This window comes from Nocardia yamanashiensis (assembly GCF_021183565.1).
Taxonomy (GTDB): Bacteria; Actinomycetota; Actinomycetes; order Mycobacteriales; family Mycobacteriaceae; genus Nocardia; species Nocardia yamanashiensis.
In genome coordinates, this window is sequence record NZ_CP089226.1 from 6,153,407 (window position 1) to 6,170,977 (window position 17,571).

Annotated in this window: 15 protein-coding genes; 4 read left to right on the forward strand and 11 right to left on the reverse strand. The window is 66.6% G+C overall.

Annotated elements, in window-relative coordinates:
* Position 1: 1 nt before the first annotated feature.
* The 7 genes from LTV02_RS28395 to LTV02_RS28425 all read right to left on the reverse strand — a co-directional run bounded on the left by LTV02_RS28395 (position 2) and on the right by LTV02_RS28425 (position 8,866).
* Positions 2-1,531, reverse strand: coding sequence for a hypothetical protein (locus LTV02_RS28395; RefSeq protein ID WP_233034897.1), 1,530 nt, complete (start codon positions 1,529-1,531; stop codon positions 2-4).
* Positions 1,531-2,157 (reverse strand): hypothetical protein, encoded by a 627-nt coding sequence (locus LTV02_RS28400; RefSeq protein ID WP_233034898.1) that lies wholly within the window; start codon positions 2,155-2,157, stop codon positions 1,531-1,533. Before LTV02_RS28400 ends, LTV02_RS28395 begins: the two co-directional genes overlap by 1 nt.
* A gap of 125 nt (positions 2,158-2,282) precedes the next feature.
* Positions 2,283-4,592 carry an MMPL family transporter gene (locus LTV02_RS28405; protein WP_233034899.1) on the reverse strand — a complete coding sequence of 770 codons (2,310 nt, stop codon included), beginning with the start codon at positions 4,590-4,592 and terminating at the stop codon, positions 2,283-2,285.
* A 72-nt stretch (positions 4,593-4,664) separates the two neighbouring features.
* Positions 4,665-6,050 (reverse strand): dipeptidase, encoded by a 1,386-nt coding sequence (locus LTV02_RS28410; protein WP_233034900.1) that lies wholly within the window; start codon positions 6,048-6,050, stop codon positions 4,665-4,667.
* Between the two features lie 13 nt (positions 6,051-6,063).
* A complete protein-coding gene (locus LTV02_RS28415) occupies positions 6,064-6,534 on the reverse strand; it encodes a hypothetical protein (RefSeq protein WP_233034902.1) in 471 nt (156 codons plus the stop codon).
* Positions 6,534-7,955: an APC family permease gene (locus tag LTV02_RS28420; protein WP_233034904.1), complete on the reverse strand. Its 1,422-nt coding sequence runs from the start codon at positions 7,953-7,955 to the stop codon at positions 6,534-6,536. Before LTV02_RS28420 ends, LTV02_RS28415 begins: the two co-directional genes overlap by 1 nt.
* On the reverse strand, positions 7,955-8,866 hold the full coding sequence (locus LTV02_RS28425; protein WP_233034906.1) for a glutaminase: 912 nt from the start codon (positions 8,864-8,866) through the stop codon (positions 7,955-7,957). The genes LTV02_RS28420 and LTV02_RS28425 overlap by 1 nt, the downstream gene beginning before the upstream one ends.
* 133 nt (positions 8,867-8,999) lie before the next feature.
* Between LTV02_RS28425 and LTV02_RS28430 the strand changes: the two genes are divergently transcribed.
* Together LTV02_RS28430 and LTV02_RS28435 are read left to right on the forward strand one after the other, a co-directional pair.
* Positions 9,000-10,442 carry a glutamate decarboxylase gene (locus tag LTV02_RS28430; RefSeq protein WP_233034907.1) on the forward strand — a complete coding sequence of 481 codons (1,443 nt, stop codon included), beginning with the start codon at positions 9,000-9,002 and terminating at the stop codon, positions 10,440-10,442.
* A complete protein-coding gene (locus tag LTV02_RS28435) occupies positions 10,439-11,965 on the forward strand; it encodes an amino acid permease (RefSeq protein WP_233034908.1) in 1,527 nt (508 codons plus the stop codon). The genes LTV02_RS28430 and LTV02_RS28435 overlap by 4 nt, the downstream gene beginning before the upstream one ends.
* A 107-nt stretch (positions 11,966-12,072) precedes the next feature.
* On the opposite strand, the gene LTV02_RS28440 is transcribed toward LTV02_RS28435, so the two are convergent.
* Positions 12,073-14,265: a S9 family peptidase gene (locus LTV02_RS28440; protein WP_233034909.1), complete on the reverse strand. Its 2,193-nt coding sequence runs from the start codon at positions 14,263-14,265 to the stop codon at positions 12,073-12,075.
* 122 nt (positions 14,266-14,387) lie between these two features.
* Between LTV02_RS28440 and LTV02_RS28445 the strand changes: the two genes are divergently transcribed.
* Positions 14,388-15,434: a DUF2330 domain-containing protein gene (locus LTV02_RS28445; RefSeq protein WP_233034910.1), complete on the forward strand. Its 1,047-nt coding sequence runs from the start codon at positions 14,388-14,390 to the stop codon at positions 15,432-15,434.
* Here the strand turns inward: LTV02_RS28445 and LTV02_RS28450 are convergent.
* Positions 15,431-15,649, reverse strand: a complete 219-nt coding sequence (locus LTV02_RS28450; protein WP_157762599.1) for a hypothetical protein — start codon at positions 15,647-15,649, stop codon at positions 15,431-15,433. The genes LTV02_RS28445 and LTV02_RS28450 overlap by 4 nt on opposite strands.
* Positions 15,650-15,766: 117 nt before the next feature.
* On the opposite strand from LTV02_RS28450, the gene LTV02_RS28455 reads away from it, so the two are divergent.
* Positions 15,767-15,982 (forward strand): DUF397 domain-containing protein, encoded by a 216-nt coding sequence (locus LTV02_RS28455; protein ID WP_067720960.1) that lies wholly within the window; start codon positions 15,767-15,769, stop codon positions 15,980-15,982.
* 19 nt (positions 15,983-16,001) lie between these two features.
* On the opposite strand, the gene LTV02_RS28460 is transcribed toward LTV02_RS28455, so the two are convergent.
* Together LTV02_RS28460 and LTV02_RS28465 are read right to left on the reverse strand one after the other, a co-directional pair.
* Entirely contained in the window at positions 16,002-16,961 is a 960-nt protein-coding gene (locus LTV02_RS28460; RefSeq protein WP_233034911.1) for an alpha/beta hydrolase, read from the reverse strand.
* A gap of 129 nt (positions 16,962-17,090) precedes the next feature.
* On the reverse strand, positions 17,091-17,528 hold the full coding sequence (locus tag LTV02_RS28465; RefSeq protein ID WP_067720958.1) for an HIT family protein: 438 nt from the start codon (positions 17,526-17,528) through the stop codon (positions 17,091-17,093).
* Positions 17,529-17,571: the final 43 nt, after the last annotated feature.

Consider the following 17,571-nt stretch of genomic DNA (forward strand, 5'->3'; position numbering starts at 1 on the left):
CTCAGGCCCGGGCGAGGACGACCCCGAGCCCTTCGATCCGGAATTCCCCGATGGTGACGGATACTCCGGTGTCGGTGAACCGGCGGCCACCCAGCACCGATGCGACGAATTCCCGCACCGCCGCGGGCCGTGCGCTCAGGCTGTCCAGCACCTCCGCCGGTACCTCCACGGTCCCGTCGTAGCGGCGGGCCTGTGCGGTGATCCCGGTCGCCTGCGGGGACTGCCGCAGGCCGTCCACCGTGTGCAAAACCAGGTCCAGCCGCGCCCCGTCGGCGAACTCGAGCCGCAATGGCACGGATTCGGTCGCGGCGTCGAAGGATTCGACGGTGGCCGTCCACTCCCCCGCGCCCCGGCCGGCGTACCGGACACCGGGCGCGGCCACCGATTCGTCCACGGACCGGTCGTCGGCGGTATTGCTCAGGCGATGCCCGGCGAGCGGCTGATCGGTCGCCACGAAGTTCCATGCGGCGGCCCTCAGCGTTTTCACCCAGTACCCGGTCCGCCCGTCGCGCACCCCTTCCACGCGCAATTCCCTTGCGTCCGAACCGATCCCGGTCTTGTGCACCGAGATCCGGTCGGTGATCTCCCCCGGCACCTTGGGCTGACGCACCCACGCCGGGGCGGGGAGCTGGATCGCAGCGGTGCCGGAATCGATGCGCTCGGACAGCATGTCGGCGGCTTCCGGCCGTCCCCGCTGATCCTCGTAGGAGTACCGGAAGAAGACCTTGTCCGCCCCGGAGATGTCGAAGTCGTAGAGCCGGGTGTGCAGATCGCCGAAGCGGTCCACCACCATGGTGGTCGAGCCGCTGGTGGACAGCGCGACCGCCCGGAAGCGCCCGTCGGCGGGCAGCGCGATCTCGTAGCTGTGATCGACGGGCAGCCACGGATCGACGTAGCGCAGCCGGGTTCCGTCGTCGGTCAGCGCGAACACGTGCGACACCTTGGCCCCGCCCACCGAATGATCGTTGCCCGCGGAATCCCGCCAGACGTGATCCTCGTTGGGCGACAACACCGACCAGGTCCAGTCCATCGTCCCGGCGGGCAGGGTATTGCCCGGCCCGGTCCACAGCGGCGTGCCGTAGCGGCTGCTCCAGTTCCAGTCCCGGGGCGCGCTCAATGCGCGATCCATGGTGAAGAACCGGCCGTCCACGTCGATGGCCATGACCTCGTCGTCATCGGCCGAGACCCCGGCGATGCGGCCCGCCAGGCAGTCCGGCAGCGTCATGCGCCGCCAACCGCCCTGTGCGGCCGCTTCTTTCACGTACAGCTGCCCGGCGCGCGCGGCGAAGGTCCAGCGCCGGTTGAACGATTCGGCGGAAGTGCGGAAGTACACCTGCGCGGGCAGCGCGATATCCGCAGGCGGCAGCGCTTCGAGCCCCGCCGTGGTGTCGTCCGCGCCCGGTTCGGGCAGGCCCACGGTGCCGACCAGCGCACACGCCGGAGCCTCCGCAATGGCCTCGGATTGGATGGCGGCACAACCGAATACGAGACCGGTCACCGCGGCCGGAATGCCCAGCACGCGAATCCGCATCACAGCCACCCCAATGCTCCGAAGACCGCGATCGCGACCGCGTCGACACCCAGAATCGCGCCGACCGCAATGGCTTTGGCGCGCACGGTGGGCAGGTCGTAGACGAAGAAGCAGGCGGTGAAGAACGGCACGTACCCGATCAGCCAGATGAGGAAGGGGAAGCCCGGCTGCCACCAGGACCAGTCCCAGGTCAGCACCCCGGCCTTGTTCAGCAGCACCTCGACCCCGACGGCCGCCGCCGAGTTCACCGCGATGAGAATCGGCCGATTGGGCAGCCCGAGGATCCGGGTCTCCTTGGGCGGCAACATCTTCGCCGCCGCCACGCCCATGATCGCGAACATGAAGCAGATCTCGATGTTCAGTCCGATCAGCAGCTGATACGCCGTCGGCCCGGTCGCGCCCCATACCGGTGCGCGACCGGTGGCATGGAAGACCAGCGAATTCCAGATCTCGTTGAACAGGTCCACGCCCCACAGCGCCAGCCCGGCGAAGAAGACGTTCCAGTTCCGCCGCTCGACCTCGGTCGCGTAGACGTAGATGACCACGAGCAGCAGCGGGATGAGATACCACTTGAACTGGCTGCTGTCGCGCAGCAATTCGAGCGCCTGACGGGCGTGATCGGTCATCGGCGTCCCTCTTCCCTGGTGACCGCGGACGCCGAGAGTATTTTACAAATTGATATGAAATGTCAACATGTCACAGTGTGCCGGGACACCCGGCACGGTGCGCCGGGTGTCCCGAATACCGGTGACTAGGGAACGTTGGCGGGTTCGGCCGTCGAGCGCGCCTCGCGTTCCTGAAGCTCCCGCAGCTTCGCGCCCTCCACGTCGATGTCGGGCACGATGCGGCTGAGCCAGTTCGGCATCCACCAGGCGGCGTTACCCATGAGGACCAGTAGCGACGGGATGAGCACCATGCGGACGAGGAAGGCGTCGAGGAGCACGCCGGCGGCCAGGGCGAAGCCCATGGACTTGGCGCTCACGTCGGGTTCCATCAGGAACGAGCCGAAGACGAAGATCATGATCACGGCGGCGGAGGTGACCACGCGGGCGCCGTGGTGGTAGCCCTTGACCATGGCCTGGGTGGGCGGCTCGCCCTTCACGTACTCCTCGCGCATACGGGTCACCAGGAACACCTGGTAGTCCATGGCTAGGCCGAAGACCAAGCCGATCAACATGATCGGCATGAAGCTGATGATCGGCCGGGGTTCGTCGATGAGGCCGAACTTGCCCTCCTGGAAGATCAGCACGGTCGCGCCGAAGGTGGCCGCCATGGACAGCAGGAAGCCGAGCGCGGCGGTGAGCGGCACCAGGATGGAGCGGAAGACGGCGATCAGCAGCAGGAAGGCCGCACCGGCGACGATGGCCAGATAGGGCACGATCTTGCCGAGCAGCACGTGGTCGATATCGGCGTAAATGGCCGTGGTGCCGGTGATTCCGTAGCGCATGCCGTAGTCCGACCGGAAGCTGCTCTCCGCGTCGCGGGTATCGCGCACCAGATCCTTGGTCTGCTGATCGTTCGGCCCGGTCTTCGGCACGCCTTCGAACCGCGCACCCGCCTTGTCCTCGCTCCAGATCGGTTCGGTCACATAGTTCATGTCCGAATACCCGGCGAGTTTGTCGCGCAACGCCGTCACGGCCTGTTCCCGCTTGTCCGGCGGCGTATCCGACAGGTCCACGGCGATCTGCAGGACGCCGTTGCTGCCGACGCCGAACCCTTCGGTGCGCAGATCGTAGGCCTTGCGGATGGTGGAGGTCTTGGGCATCGAATCCTCGCCCGGCAGACCGAGATTCATCTTGGCGGCGGGCGCGGCCAGCAGGCCCAGCACGATGACGCTCAGAGCCAGGGTGACCCACGGGACCTTGGCGATCACCCGCGCCACCCGCATGCCATTGGTGACCTGCGAGTCGTCCTCGGGATCGTGCTGCGCGATGAACGGGATCCGCGGCTTGAACAGGAACCGCCCGAACGCGCCGAGCAGCGCGGGCATCAGCGTGATGGCGGTGAGCACCGCGAACGCCGCCGCGACCGCGCCGCCCAGACCCATGAAGGTCAGGAACCGCACTCCCACGATGGCCAGCCCGACCAGCGCGATGATCACGGTGAGCCCGGCGAACACCACCGCCGATCCGGCCGTGCCCAGCGCCACGCCCGCCGCTTCCTCGGGCGAATCCTGCACCGCCAGTTCGTGTTTGTAGCGCGAGACGATGAACAGCGCGTAGTCGATGGACAGCGCGATGCCGATCATGGACGCCAGGAAGGTGGTGAAGCTCGGCACCTCGATGACCGAAGTGCCCAGGAAGATCAGCGAAGTCGCCGCGCCCAGCCCCACGATGGCGGTGATGATCGGCACGAACGCCGCCACGATCGCACCGAACGAGATGATCATGACCAGGAACGCGAAGCCCATACCGATCATCTCTGACTTGCCGCTGGGCTGCTCCTGCTCCATCGCGATGGTGCCGGACAGCTCCACCGTCAGCCCGTCGGCCCGCGCACCGTCGGCCACGTCATAGGCCGCCTTGCGGTCATCGGCGGTGATATCCGCGAAGTTCTCGATAGCGAACGGAACACTCAGAATCGCAACGGAATCCGGGTTGTTCGGGTTCAGCACGTTCAACGGCGCATTACTGCACTTGGAGATGAACGCGCTGTCGCCGCGGTCCCCCGTCAGGCACCCCATCTCCTCGGCCGCGGTGATCGGATCGGTGAGCGGCTTGCTGTGATCGACGATCCCCAGCCCGTCCAGCTGCTTGATCAGCCCCGCGATGTCCTGCCGATTGCGCTCGTCGGTGAGCTTGGTCCCCGCCGGTGCGCCGATCACATACACGCCGGTGACCGCGTCGAACTGATACGCCGCCGACATGCCCGGGAAGTGCTCGTCCAGAATCTCGGTGGCCCGCTCCGACGGCAGGTTCGGAATGTCGAAAGCATTGCTCATGGGTTCCTTCAACGCGGTCCCGAGCCCGCCCAGCACCAGCCACAGCGCCAGCCAGACCGGCAGCACGATCCACTTGCGCCGATACGCGAACTTGCCCCACCGATACAGATAGACGGACACGAGCTTCTCCTCGCGATCGACTGATTCGTGCTTCCGGTCTGACGAACTGCTTTCTGCCGTACTGGTTTTCGACTACTCGGCGTAGGACGCCAGGAACAACGCCACCGAGAGCGCCATATTCTCGATCTCGGACGGATCCACACTCTCATTGGGCGCGTGGATCAGGCATTTCGGTTCTTCCACACCCATCAACATGATCTCGGACTGCGGGTACGTGTCGGCGAAGACATTGCAGAGCGGAATGGACCCGCCCTGCCCTTCGGTGGTGGCCGGGCGGCCGTACGCGGCCTCCATCGCCTCCGACATGGCCTGCCGCGCCGGGCCGGAGGTGCTGCCGACGAACGGCGAACCGGTGGCCTCGGTCTCCACCGTCACCTTGGCATGCCACGGGGTGTTCGCCTCCAGGTGCGCGGTCAGCGCTTTCAACGCCTGATCGGGTTTGATGCCCGGCGGAATGCGCAGGTTGAGCCGCGCCCGCGTCTTGGGCTGGATGGCCGCCGCCGACCCGACCACGGGCGGCACGTCCATGCCCAGCACCGTGACAGCCGGTCGCGCCCAGAGCATATCGGCGACCTTGCCGCTGCCGAGCAGATCGACGCCGTCGAGAACGCCCGCGTCCGAACGGAATTGCTCCACCGGATAGTCGTGCCCCTCCCACACCTGACTGTTGGGCAGCCCGGAGACGGTGGTGTTGCCGTGGGCGTCGCGCAGCGTGGACAGCAGCTGGATCATGGCCGCCAGCGCGTCCGGCGCCGGTCCGCCGAACATGCCGGAATGCATTGACCCGGCGAGGGTTTCGACGGTGACGACCACGTTCACATTGCCGCGCAGGGTCTGGGTGAAGGTGGGCACCCCGACCTCGAAATTGCCGCAGTCGCAGATGAGCAGGGTGTCGGCGCGCAGCAGCTCCAGATTGCCGGGCACGAACTCCTCCAGCCCGCCGGTGCCCTGCTCCTCGGACCCCTCCGAGACCAGGGTCAAACCGACCGGGAAGGCGTCGCCGAGCACCTTGCGCAGGGCGCGCAGCGCGGTCAGGTGCATGACGATATTGCCCTTGCAGTCGGCCGCCCCGCGCCCGTACCAGCGCCCGTCACGCTCGGTCAGCGTCCACACCGGCGTCTTCCAGGCGGCGTCGTCCAGGGGCGGCTGCACGTCGTAGTGGCAGTACAGCATGACCGTCGGCGCACCGGCCGGCGCCTTGCTGCGCGCCACCACCGCCATACTGCCGTCCGGGGTTTCGTGCAGTCCGGCATCGGTGAGCCCCTCGGCGGCGAAGGCGTCGGCCACCCACTGCGCCGCCTGCCGGCATTCCTCGACGGGGAACTGGCGCGGGTCCGCGACGGATTTGAACGACACCAGTTGCGCGAGATCGCTTTTCGCGCGCGGCATGAGTTCCTTCACCGCGGCTCGCAGCGCCGCCGTGCGCGAATCCTCTTTGGTTGCGGTGGTACTGGTCATTGCGTCCTCCTCGTCACTTCGCGTCATCGGGTTTGACCGTATCGCCCGTGCGCAGGGTGCCGGTCTCCTTCAGATAGTCCGCGAGCTTGTCGGGGCAATAGGTTTCGATGGCCAGCGCCGTCGCGGTGAACATCTCGCTGTCGGCGATGACCGGCCGGTTCCCGGGCCCGGACGCGCCATTGCTGATGGCCGCCTGATAGCGCGCCTTGATCAGCGGCGAGGTCGGGTCCTGGCAGACGAGCCCGCCGTCCTCCCCCATGGTGTCGGCGATGACCTGCGGGTCCGGCGCACTGAAACCGGCGTCCACCAAACGGGTTCGGAGCACTTCGGCCCGGCGCAACGCCACATCGGTGTCGTGATCGCGATGGAAGGCGATGGCCCCGCCGACCGCCAGCGCCACCAGCACCAGCGCCACCGACAGGTAGATGAGCTTGCGATAGCGATCTCCCGCGCCCTCCACCTCGGGCAGTTCGGCTTCGGCCATCACAGCGCCTCCTCCGGGGTGACCGACTTCCAGCCGGGCCTGCGGAATCGCAGGAACAGGTACGGAATCAACAGGCCCACGATGCCCATGCCGAGCCCGATGAGCAGCACATAGCTGAACGCATTGCCGCTGCCGTACTGCGACGGCGGCACGAAGCCGATCAGGAACGCGGCCACCGAGGACGCGGTGCCGAGCCCGCACAGGGCCACCAGCGCGGGCGCGCGATATCCCCGCGGATGGTCGGGATCGTTGCGGCGCAAGCGAATCGCCGCGATGAACATGAGCACGTACATGATCAGATACACCTGGGTGGTGATCACCGAGAGGATCCAGTACGCGCTCGACACATCCGGGATGAACGCGTACAGCAGCGCCAGCAGCGTGGTCACCACGCCCTGCGCGACCATCATGTTCTGTTGTACGCCGTGCTTGTTGACCCGGGTCAGGATCGGCGGCAGATAGCCCTCGTTGCGGCCGATGATGAGCAGCCCCTTGGACGGCCCGGTCAGCCAGGTCAGCATGCCGCCCAGCGCCGCCGCCACCAGCATGACGCCCAGCACCGGGGTCAGGAAGCCGATGTGGAAGTGCTGGAAGAACCCGTCGAAGGCCTGCATGACGCCGGCGGTGAGGCTCAGGTTCTTGGACGGCACCACCCAGCTGATCACCACCGCGGGCACGATGAAGATGGTCAGCACCAGCGCCACCGCCAGCAGCATGGCCTTCGGGTATTCCTTGCCCGGGTTCTTCAGCGAGGACACGTGCACCGCGTTCATCTCCATGCCCGCGTAGGACAGGAAGTTGTTGACGATCAGCACCAGGCTGGCCAGCCCGGTCCAGGCGGGCAGCAGATGTGCGGCGTCCATCGGCGCGGCCGAGGTGTTGCCCTGCGCCAGGAACACGAAACCCAGCGCCACCAGCAGCGCGCCGGGAATCAGCGTGCCGATGATCAACCCCATACTCGACAGTCCCGCAACGGTTTTGGTGCCTTGCGCGGACACGAACACCGCCACCCAGTAGATGGTGATGATGACGATGGCCACGTACACGCCGTTGGACGCCAGATTCGGATTGATGATGTAGGCGAAAGTGCTTGCCACATAGGCCAGCAGGCTCGGGTAGTAGAAGATCGTCATGGCGAACTGGCACCAGACCGCCAGGAAGCCCATGGGTTTGGAGATGCCGTCGCTCACCCATTTGTAGACGCCGCCGTTCCAGCCCGACGCCAGCTCGGCGGCCACGAAGGCGGTGGGCAGCAGGAACAGCAGCGCCGGAATCAGATACAGGAACACGCAGGCCAGGCCGTACACCGCCATGGTCGGCGCGGCCCGCAGGCTGGCCACCGAACTGGTGGTCATGAGCGCCAGGGTGATCCAGGAGATGTACTTGGTGGCGGTGGCGGTCTTGCTCGCGGTGGTGGTCATCAGAACACCGCCGACTTGCTCACGCGGGCGAAGGTCTCCAGCGCCACCGCGCCCGCGACCGAATTGCCCTTGGCGTCCAGGCCCGGGCCCCAGGCGGCGATCGAATACTTGTCCGGCACCACGGCGAGCAGTCCGCCGCCCACCCCGCTCTTGACCGGCAGCCCGACCCGGTACGCGAATTCGCCTGCGCCGTCATAGGTTCCGCACATGGTCATCAGCGCGGTGATGTGCCGGGCGTCCTCGCGGCTCAGCAACCGGCTGCCGTCGGCGCGCAGCCCGTGCCGGGCGATGAGCCGCCCGGCCTTGGCCAGTTCGGCGCAGGTGATGCTGAACGAGCACTGCCGGAAGTAGTGGTCCAGCGCGAGCTCGACGGAATTGCGCATGTTCCCGAAACTCGCCATCAGGTAGGCGATGGCGCGATTGCGGTCGCCGGAGCGCAATTCGGATTCGGCGATCACGCTGTCCACCTCCAGTACCGGATTGCCGGACTCGGCGCGGAGCAGGTCGCGCATGGCGGCCACGGCATCGCCGGTATCGGATAGCAACTGATCCGCAACCACAATTGCGCCAGGGTTGATGTACGGATTGCGCGGTATCCCGTTCTCCAGCTGAATTTCGATCAGGTCATTGAAGGCCAGTCCCGAGGGTTCGCGGCGCACCCGCTTCCACACCTCGGAATCCTTGCGGCTGAGCACCAGCGCCAGCGCGAACGCCTTGGAAATGCTCTCTATCGCAAAGGGAACATCCACGTCACCGCAGGTGTAGCAGTCCCCGTCAGCGGTCGCGATGGCAAATCCGAACTGCTTGGGGTTCACCTTCGCCAAGCCTGGAATGTAATCGGCGACCGCACCCTCACCGATGTGTGGCGCCGTAGCGGACATCACCTGCTCCATGACACGCTGATAGTCCATGGTGCTGAATAGTAACCGTTCAGCAACTATCTTCTGATTACGAAACGGTAGCTTGCTCAACCAGTTTCGATGGTCATGGAGCTGGTGCCCGCTGCCTGGCATAACCCACGCCGCACTTCGCATCGGAGGCCATATGACCGGCGGACTCGACCCGGACGATCTCTACGCAATGCCGGGCATCAAACGGCCCGCGCCCCACCAAGGTTTTCCCGAACGCGAGATATTCCCCGACGTCGCCTATCAGATCGTGCACGACGAGCTCATGCTCGACGGCGTCTCGCGCATGAATCTGGCGACCTTCTGTACCACCTGGGTCGATGATCAGGCCCGCCGGCTCATGAACGAATCGCTCGACAAGAACATCGTCGACAAGGACGAGTACCCGCAGACCGCCGAACTCGAGAAGCGCGCCGTGCGCATGATCGCCGACCTGTGGCACTCCCCCGACCCGGCCGCCACCCTCGGCACCTCCACCACCGGTTCCAGCGAGGCCGCCATGCTCGGCGGCCTGGCCGCGAAATGGCGCTGGCGCAAGCGCGGCGGCACCGGGACCCCGAACTTCGTGTGCGGGCCGGTGCAGGTGTGCTGGGAGAAGTTCGCCCGCTACTTCGATGTGGAGACCCGCCAGATTCCGCTGCGCGGCGATCGGCTGACCATGCATCCGGACGATATCGCGGACTACTGCGACGAGAACACCATCATGGTGGTGCCCACCTTCGGGCAGACCTTCACCGGCGTCTACGAGGACGTGGCCGGCATCCACCAGGCGCTCGACGATCTGGAGGAGAAGACCGGGCTGAACATCCCGATCCACGTGGACGCGGCCAGCGGCGGCTTCCTCGCGCCGTTCTGCGCCCCGGACCTGGTGTGGGATTTCCGGCTGCCGCGGGTGAAGTCCATCAATGCCTCCGGGCACAAGACCGGGCTGGCCCCGCTGGGCGCGGGCTGGGCGATCTGGCGCACGGCGCAGGATCTGCCCAAGGAGCTCATCTTCAACGTGGACTATCTGGGCGGCTCCATGGCCACCTTCAACCTCAACTTCTCCCGGCCGGGCGGCCAGGTCATCACCCAGTACTACGACTTCATCCGGCTCGGGCGCACCGGCTACGGCCGGGTCCAGAACGCCATCTACGCCGCCGCCCAGCATCTCGCGGCGGGACTGGCGGGCCTGGGCCTGTTCGAGCTGATCCACGACGGCGATCCCAAGCGCGGCATCACCGCGGTGTCGTGGAAGTTGAAGGGGGAGCAGGTTTTCAACCTGTACGACTTCTCGGATCGGCTGCGCGCCCGGGGCTGGCTGATCGCCGCCTACCCGCTGCCCGCGGATCGCGACGACGAGACCATCATGCGCACCGTGCTGCGGCACGGCTTCACCCTCGACATGGCGGACATGCTGCTGGCCGATATGGTGCGCTGCCTCAAACAGCTCAAGGCGCATCCGCTCACCACCTCGCTGACCAGCGCGGAAGCGGGCGGCTTCACGCACAATGCGAAGGCCGCGGTACCGCTGTCCGGCGACGGTGACGCGGACACCAACGGCAAAGCGAAATCCGGTGCGGGCAAGGCGAAGTCGTGACCACCACGACAGCTCCGAGACATGCGGCCACCAAGTACCTGACCGTCTCCGCGCTCGGATTCACCACGGCCGCATCGATTGTCACCAGTCTGCGCGGGCTGCCCATGATGGCCAAGGAAGAGATGACGATGTTCTTCTACATCGGCTTCTCGACCGTCCTGTTCCTGATTCCCGCCGGGCTGGTCGCCGCCGAGCTGGGCAGTATGTACGCCGACAAGGCCGGTGGGCTGTACGCCTGGATCAGCGGGGCGTTCGGTAAACCGGTGGGCTTCTGGATCATCTTCCTGTCCTGGATCCAGGTGATCGTGTTCTATCCGACCGGCATGAGCTTCGCCGCCGCCGGCGTGGCGTTCGCCTTCGATCGGCCCGATATCGCCCAGAACCATGTCTACGTGGGCGTTTTCGCGATCGTGGCGTTCTGGCTGTGCACCGCCGTGGCCTTCGTCAGCAATCAGTTCGCGCTGAAGGTGACCCGGGCCGGGTTCCTGCTCGGCACCGCGCTGCCGGGCATCATCCTGGTGGCGGTGTTCATCTGGTGGATCTCCAGCGGGCATTCCATCGGCTGGGAGCACACCACCGACGCGTCGGTCACCGTCGACCACGACGGGCACGACTCGCCCCGGTTCTTCCCGTATATAGCCGGGCTGTCGGGGCTGTCGTTCCTGGCGGGCATCCTGCTCAACTTCGCGGGCGTGGAATCGCAGGGCGTGCACTCCACCGAACTGAAGAACCCGGCCAAGGGGTACCCGGCCGCCATCATGATCGCGGCGGCGGTGGCGTTCGGCATCTTCACCCTCGGCGCGCTGGCGGTGGCGGGCATCGTGGCCTACGACAAGATCGACCTGAATACCGGTGTGTTCGACGCCTTCTCGATCGCCTTCACCGAAATGATCCACTCCACCTGGCCGGTGCGCATCCTGTCCGCGCTCATCGCCTACGGCGCGCTCGCGGGCGTGCTGGCCTGGATCATGGGTCCCAGCCGCGGCGTGCTGGCCACCGCCCACGACGGGATGCTGCCGCCGGTGCTGCAGAAGGTGAACGACCGGGGCGTGCAGGTCAATATCCTGATCATCCAGGGCGTCATCGTGACCGGGCTGTCCTCGATCTACCTGTTCATGGACGATGTCAGCTCGGCGTTCTTCCTGATCTCGGCCATGGCGGTGAGCCTGTACCTGATCATCTACATGTTCATGTACGCGGCCGCCATCCGGTTGCGCTACACCCAGCCGGAGCTGCCGCGCGCCTTCAAGATTCCGGGCGGCACGGTGGGCATGTGGCTCTTCGCCGGAATCGGGTTCCTGGCGGTGGCTTTCGCCTTCGTGCTGGCGTTCGTGCCGCCGTCGCAGCTGCCCATCGGCAGTCCGGCCACCTATATCGCCCTGGTGGCGGGCGGTGCGATCGTGTTCAGCGCGGTGCCGCTGATCATCGAGAGGATGAAGAAGCCGTCGTGGGTGCCGCCGGACGAGGTGAAGGCGAAAGCCTTGGGCCCCAGCGCCGATCGCTCGCATCTGACCAACGCCTGACCCGTGCAACGGCGTACGAGTTCGCCGATCGACGCCCCACCCGCTCCATAGGAACAGCCCCGCCGATCATACGATCGGCGGGGCTGTTTCTCTTGCGCGAGAACGGCTTACACGTCGGCGAGCCCGACGGTGTCCAGCAGCCAGGCGAACTCGAAGCCGACTTCCTTCCACTTCTCGTAGCGGCCGCTCACGCCGCCGTGCCCGGCGCTCATCTCGGTCTTCAGCAGCAGCTGGGAATCACCGGTCTTGGTGGCGCGCAGCTTCGCCACCCACTTGGCCGGTTCCACGTACAGCACGCGGGTGTCGTTCAGCGAGGTGATGGCCAGAATGGCCGGGTAGTCCTTGGCCTCGACGTTCTCGTACGGCGAGTACGAGCGCATGTACTCGTAGACTTCCTTGTCCTCCAGCGGATTTCCCCACTCCTCCCATTCGGTGACGGTGAGCGGCAGGGAGGGATCCAGGATGGAGGTCAGCGGATCCACGAACGGCACATTGGCGATGACGCCCGCGAACAGCTCCGGCGCCAGATTGGCCACCGCGCCCACCAGCAGCCCGCCCGCGCTGCCGCCGTCGGCGACCATGCGATCGGCGGCGGTGACGCCGGTATCCACCAGATGCCTTGCGCAGGAGACGAAGTCGGTGAAGGTGTTCTTCTTGACGAGCATCTTGCCCTCGTCGTACCAGAGCCGGCCCATCTCGCCGCCGCCGCGCACATGGGCGACCGCGAAGATCATGCCGCGATCCAGCAGCGACAGCCGCGGCACCGAGAAGTACGGGTCGATACTGGTCTCGTAGGAGCCGTAACCGTACAGCAGCAACGGTTTCGGATCGCCGGCCGCGTAGCGCGGGCCCGCGGTGGCGGCCCGGCCGCCGTCCTTGCGCCGCACGATGGAGATCGGGATCCGGGTGCCGTCCGCGGCGGTCGCCCAATCCCGGTGCTGCACATAGTCGTTCGGGTCGTACCCGCCCAGCACCACGGTTTCCTTGCGGAGCAGCAGTTCCCCGGTGGAGGGCACGTAGTCGAAGATCTGCAGCGGGGTCAGGAACGAGGTGAGTCCCATGCGCAGGGTCGGCTGCACCCATTCCGGATTCGACATCAGGCCCGCGTCGAACAGCTCCAGATCGAATTCGATCTCGCGCAGCTCGCCGTAGCCGGTATCGGTGAGCGGCCACACCGCCACCCGCGGCAGGGCGTCGCGCCGGTAGCTGAGCACCAGCTTGTCGGAGAAGGCGTCGATATCGAGGATGCGGGTGTCGGTGCGGTGCCCGATCAGCAGCGTCTGGTTCGACGGATCGGCGAGCGGGGCCTCGGCCAGCACGAAATTGACCGCCTTCACCCCGTCCACCACATCGTTGTGCAGGATGAGCAGCTTGTCCTCGCCCGCGATCACCGCGTGCTCGACGCCGTATTCGACGCCCTCGCGGCGCGGCATCACCACCCGGAATTCGCCGGTCGGATCATCGGATTCGAGAATCCAGATCTCGCTGGTGAGCTTGCCCGAGGTCTCGATGATCAGGAACTTCTCGGAGCGGGTCGCCGTCGCGCCGACATTGAAGCGCTCATCGGCCTCGTGGAAGATCTTCACGTCTTCCGACGCGGGCGTGCCCATGCGGTGCCGCCACACGGTGTCGGAGCGCCAGGCGTCGTTGAAGGTCTGATAGAAGACGTAGTCCCCGTCCAGCGACCAGGTCGCGCCGGGTGCGACGCCCGGGATCTCGTCGGGCAGCAGTTCGCCGGTCTCCAGGTTCTTGAACCGCAGCAGGTACCGCTCGTCGCCGACGGTGTCCACCGAGTACGCCAGCACATCGCCGGAATGGGTGAGCGAGAACGCGCCGACCCCGATGAAGTCGTGGCCTTCGGCCAGCACGTTCAGGTCCAGCAGCACCTGCTCGCCCGGCACCTCGGCATCGGCGTCCAGCTCCGGCGGGGTCCAGTCGTCCGGATTCGCGATCGGCGCGCGGCACGACACCCCGTACTGCTTGCCCTCGAAGCTGCGCGAGTAATACCAGTACTCGCCCATGCGGGTCGGCACCGTCAGGTCGGTCTCCTGGGTGCGCGCCTTGATCTCGTCGAAGATCTTCTCCCGCAGCCCCTTCAGATGCCCCGTCTGCACCTCGGTATAGGCATTCTCCGCCTCCAGATACGCGATGACCTCGGGATCCTCCTTCGCCCGCAGCCATTCGTACTCGTCGACGAACACATCGCCGTGGTGCACGCGTTCGGCCGCCACCCGCTTGGCAATGGGTGGCGCTGCCGTCGCGCCGGTCGGTGAGGTCGCGCTACCACTGTCGAGAGCCATGCGTCCACGTTAGTGGGGTACCCCCGCGCCACCACTCAACGCCCTCACCGGACACGGCACAACCCATCCGGCAGATCTGGATGACGAGCGCCATCGCCCCTGGCGCGCCTAGTCTGGCGGCCATGCTGTTGCGCAAGACGGCCCGGGCGATCACGGCGGCGGCGTTGCTGGTCGGGGCGGGGGGAATGGGTTTGGCTGCGCCGGCTTCGGCCTGCGCCTGCGGCGGGATCGCCGCACCGGCGGACGGTACGGCTTCCGTGGCCGGGGAGACGGCGGCGCTGAGTTGGGACGGGCAGCGCGAGACCATTCTGATGCGGCTGTCGTTGCAGAGTCGGGGCACCGAGGCGGCGTTGCTGGTGCCGACGCCGACGCCCGCCACGGTGACGGCGGGCAAGGCGGCCACCTTCACCGCACTGCGCGCCGCTACCGCGCCGGAGGTGATCACCGATCGGCGGTGGTTCGGGAATTCCGATGCGGACGGGGCGGTGGCGGGCGGCGCGCCGGGCGCGGCGGCACCGACCGTGCTGGGGCAGGTGCAGCTCGGTCCGCTGGAGGCCACCACGCTCAGCGGCGGCGATATCACCGGCGTGCAGACGTGGTTGCGGGACAACGGTTATGTCATGAAGCCGGAAGTGGTCGCGACCATGAGCCCGTATCTGGCGGCGGGCTGGTCGTTCGTGGCCATGCGGCTGACCGGTTCCGAACCGCTGTCAGGGGCGCTGGATCCGGTGCGGCTCAGCTTCGCCGCCGATCACCTCGTCTACCCGATGCGGATGTCGAGCGCCGCGACCACGCCGCAGACGGTCCGGCTGTACGTACTGGGCGCGCATCGCGTACAGCGCGCCGACGCCGATGCCGCGCGGCAGAGCGTATCGGTCCAATTCGCCGGACGGCTCGGGCACGTCGCCGATCCCGACCTCGCGCAATTGGCCTCGGACGGGCACGACTACCTGACCGAGCTGTACACGTACATCTCCCGTCCCGCCGACATCACCTCGGATTTCACCTTCGCCGACACCGCCGATACCGACTACCGCGCTACCACCCATCGCACCGAGTACATCGAATTCCTGGGCGTGCCCGCCGGTTTCGTGATCATCGGCGCGGCACTGGCAACGCTGTTCGCGGTGGTACTGGCGGTGGCGTCGGTCCTGCGCCGAACCGGCTAGCGCGCCCGCCGCGCGCGGCCGACGGCGGCCACGTGCTGCTGACGATGCTCGTAGAGATAGAAGACCGCCGCCTTGCGCCGCGCACACTGATCGGTCGGACAACTTCGGTGAATCCGCAGGATGCTGTGAGCCAGCTCCGGCGTGAACCGCTCCGGGACCATCTCACAGCTGTCGGAGATGGGGGCGGCTCGCTGTGGGGACCATGGCGTGCGCACCGTACCTCCTTCCGCTGACACAGAATGGAATATCCGATCCGGACCCCGCACAAACCCTGGCATCATGATTGCGATCCACATCACCGTCCAGTACTGGCAAGCGCACAGGAGTCCGGAGTGGAAGCGAAGAACCGCGAAATCGAAGCCGATGTCGTCTGGCGACGCGGCGACGACAGTGCCGAGGGCGTCGAAATCGCCTTCCTGGCCAGCGGAAATATCGGATTGCGGGATTCCCGCAACCCGGAGGGGCCGGTCTTGATCTTCACCCCCGGCGAATGGCAGGCCTTCGTCGCCGGGGCCAAGGACGGCGAATTCAACCGCCCGGGAAGCTGATTCGGAATGCGATCGGGGCCTAGGCTCCGATCGCACCGCCGATGGTGGGCCAGGAGTTGTGCAGCGCGTCCTGCCAGTACGACCAGGAATGCGTGCCCACCGGGTTGTATTCGACCCGCACCGGAATGCCGGCCGAACGCAGTTTGGCCTCGAACGCGACCACGCAGCCGTCCACCCCGGCCTCGATGGGCCCGCCCAGGAAAATGTTCTCCGCCAGCTGCGGTTTCAGCTCCAGTTCGTGCTGGCCGGGAATGCCGGTGCCAGTGGAGAGGTAGAGGGTCTTGCCGCGCAGGGCGTCGGTCATGAGCGCCGGATTGTGCTGCGCCCAGGCCGGATTCCCCGGGTCGCCCCACATGTTCAGTGGATTGCCACCGCGATTGGCGACGGAGAAGAAGATGGCGGCCTGCGCCACCGAGGTGTCCGGGCAGGCGCTGTAGCCCGCCACCGCGCGGTACAGGTCCGGATGCCGCGCGGCGAGGGTGTAGGCCGCGCCGCCGCCCATGCTGAGCCCGCCGATGGCGTTCACTCCGTTACCCGCGAAGTAGGAGTCGATGATGGGCGGAAGTTCTTCTGTCAGAAAGGTTTCCCACTTGTAGCGGCCGAAGCGCGGGTCGTCGCTGATCCAGTCGGTGTAGTAGCTGACCTGCCCGCCGACCGGGAGCACCACATTGACGTTCCGGCTGCGGAAGAAACTTTCCGCGTCGGTGGCATTGGTCCAGGTGCTCTGGGTGGTGCCGGGGTCCAGACCGTCCAGCAGGTAATAGCTGGGGCGGGCGCCGCCGCCGGCCGGATGCAGCACCTGGACCTGGATGGTGCGGCCCATTGCCGAGGAATCGATGAAGAGGGCGGAACGCGTGGCGCTGAGTTCGTCCACACGTAAGACCTGGGCCGCGCGCGCGATTGCCGGGGTCACCGCGACCGGACCCAGCAAACCTGCGGCGATCGCCAAAATCGCTGCGGTCACGACACTTCTACGCATGTCCCCACCTCCATCAGCCCACCACAATGGCAATCAAACGTAACTCGAGTGCGGGTGATCTCGCGGGGGATTCCGGTTTTGGCGTGTCGCTGGCAAACCAGGTGGTACGCATATGCTAATGCGGTTCGGCTATGAGTCTCCTGCCGCGCGGGCGAGCGCGCCCTTGATCGATCCCGCCAGGTAATCGAGGTCCTCGCGACGCGGACTGGTCGGTCGGCCTCGAAGCCCGAAGCCGTCGCCGGGGGTGCGGGGAATCACGTGCAGATGCACGTGGAAAACTTCCTGTCCCGCCGTGACGCCGTCGGCCAGGAAGAAGTTCACGCCGTCGCAGCGCACCTCGGATTCGCGCAGCGCCGCCGCCAGCCGCTGCCCGACCTGGAACAGTTTGCCGCCCACGGCCGGATCCAGCTCCGACAGGCTGCGCGCCGGCACCTTCGGAATCACCAGCAGGTGACCGGGCGTGAAGGGCCGGATGTCCATGAAGGCAACGACATCCGCGTCCTCGTAAACCTTGCTGGACGGGGCGCGACCGGCCACGATGTCGGCGAAGATGGTGTACGGGTTCATGAGCGGAAGCCTAAATGGGCCCCCCGCGAACACATTTCGCCCC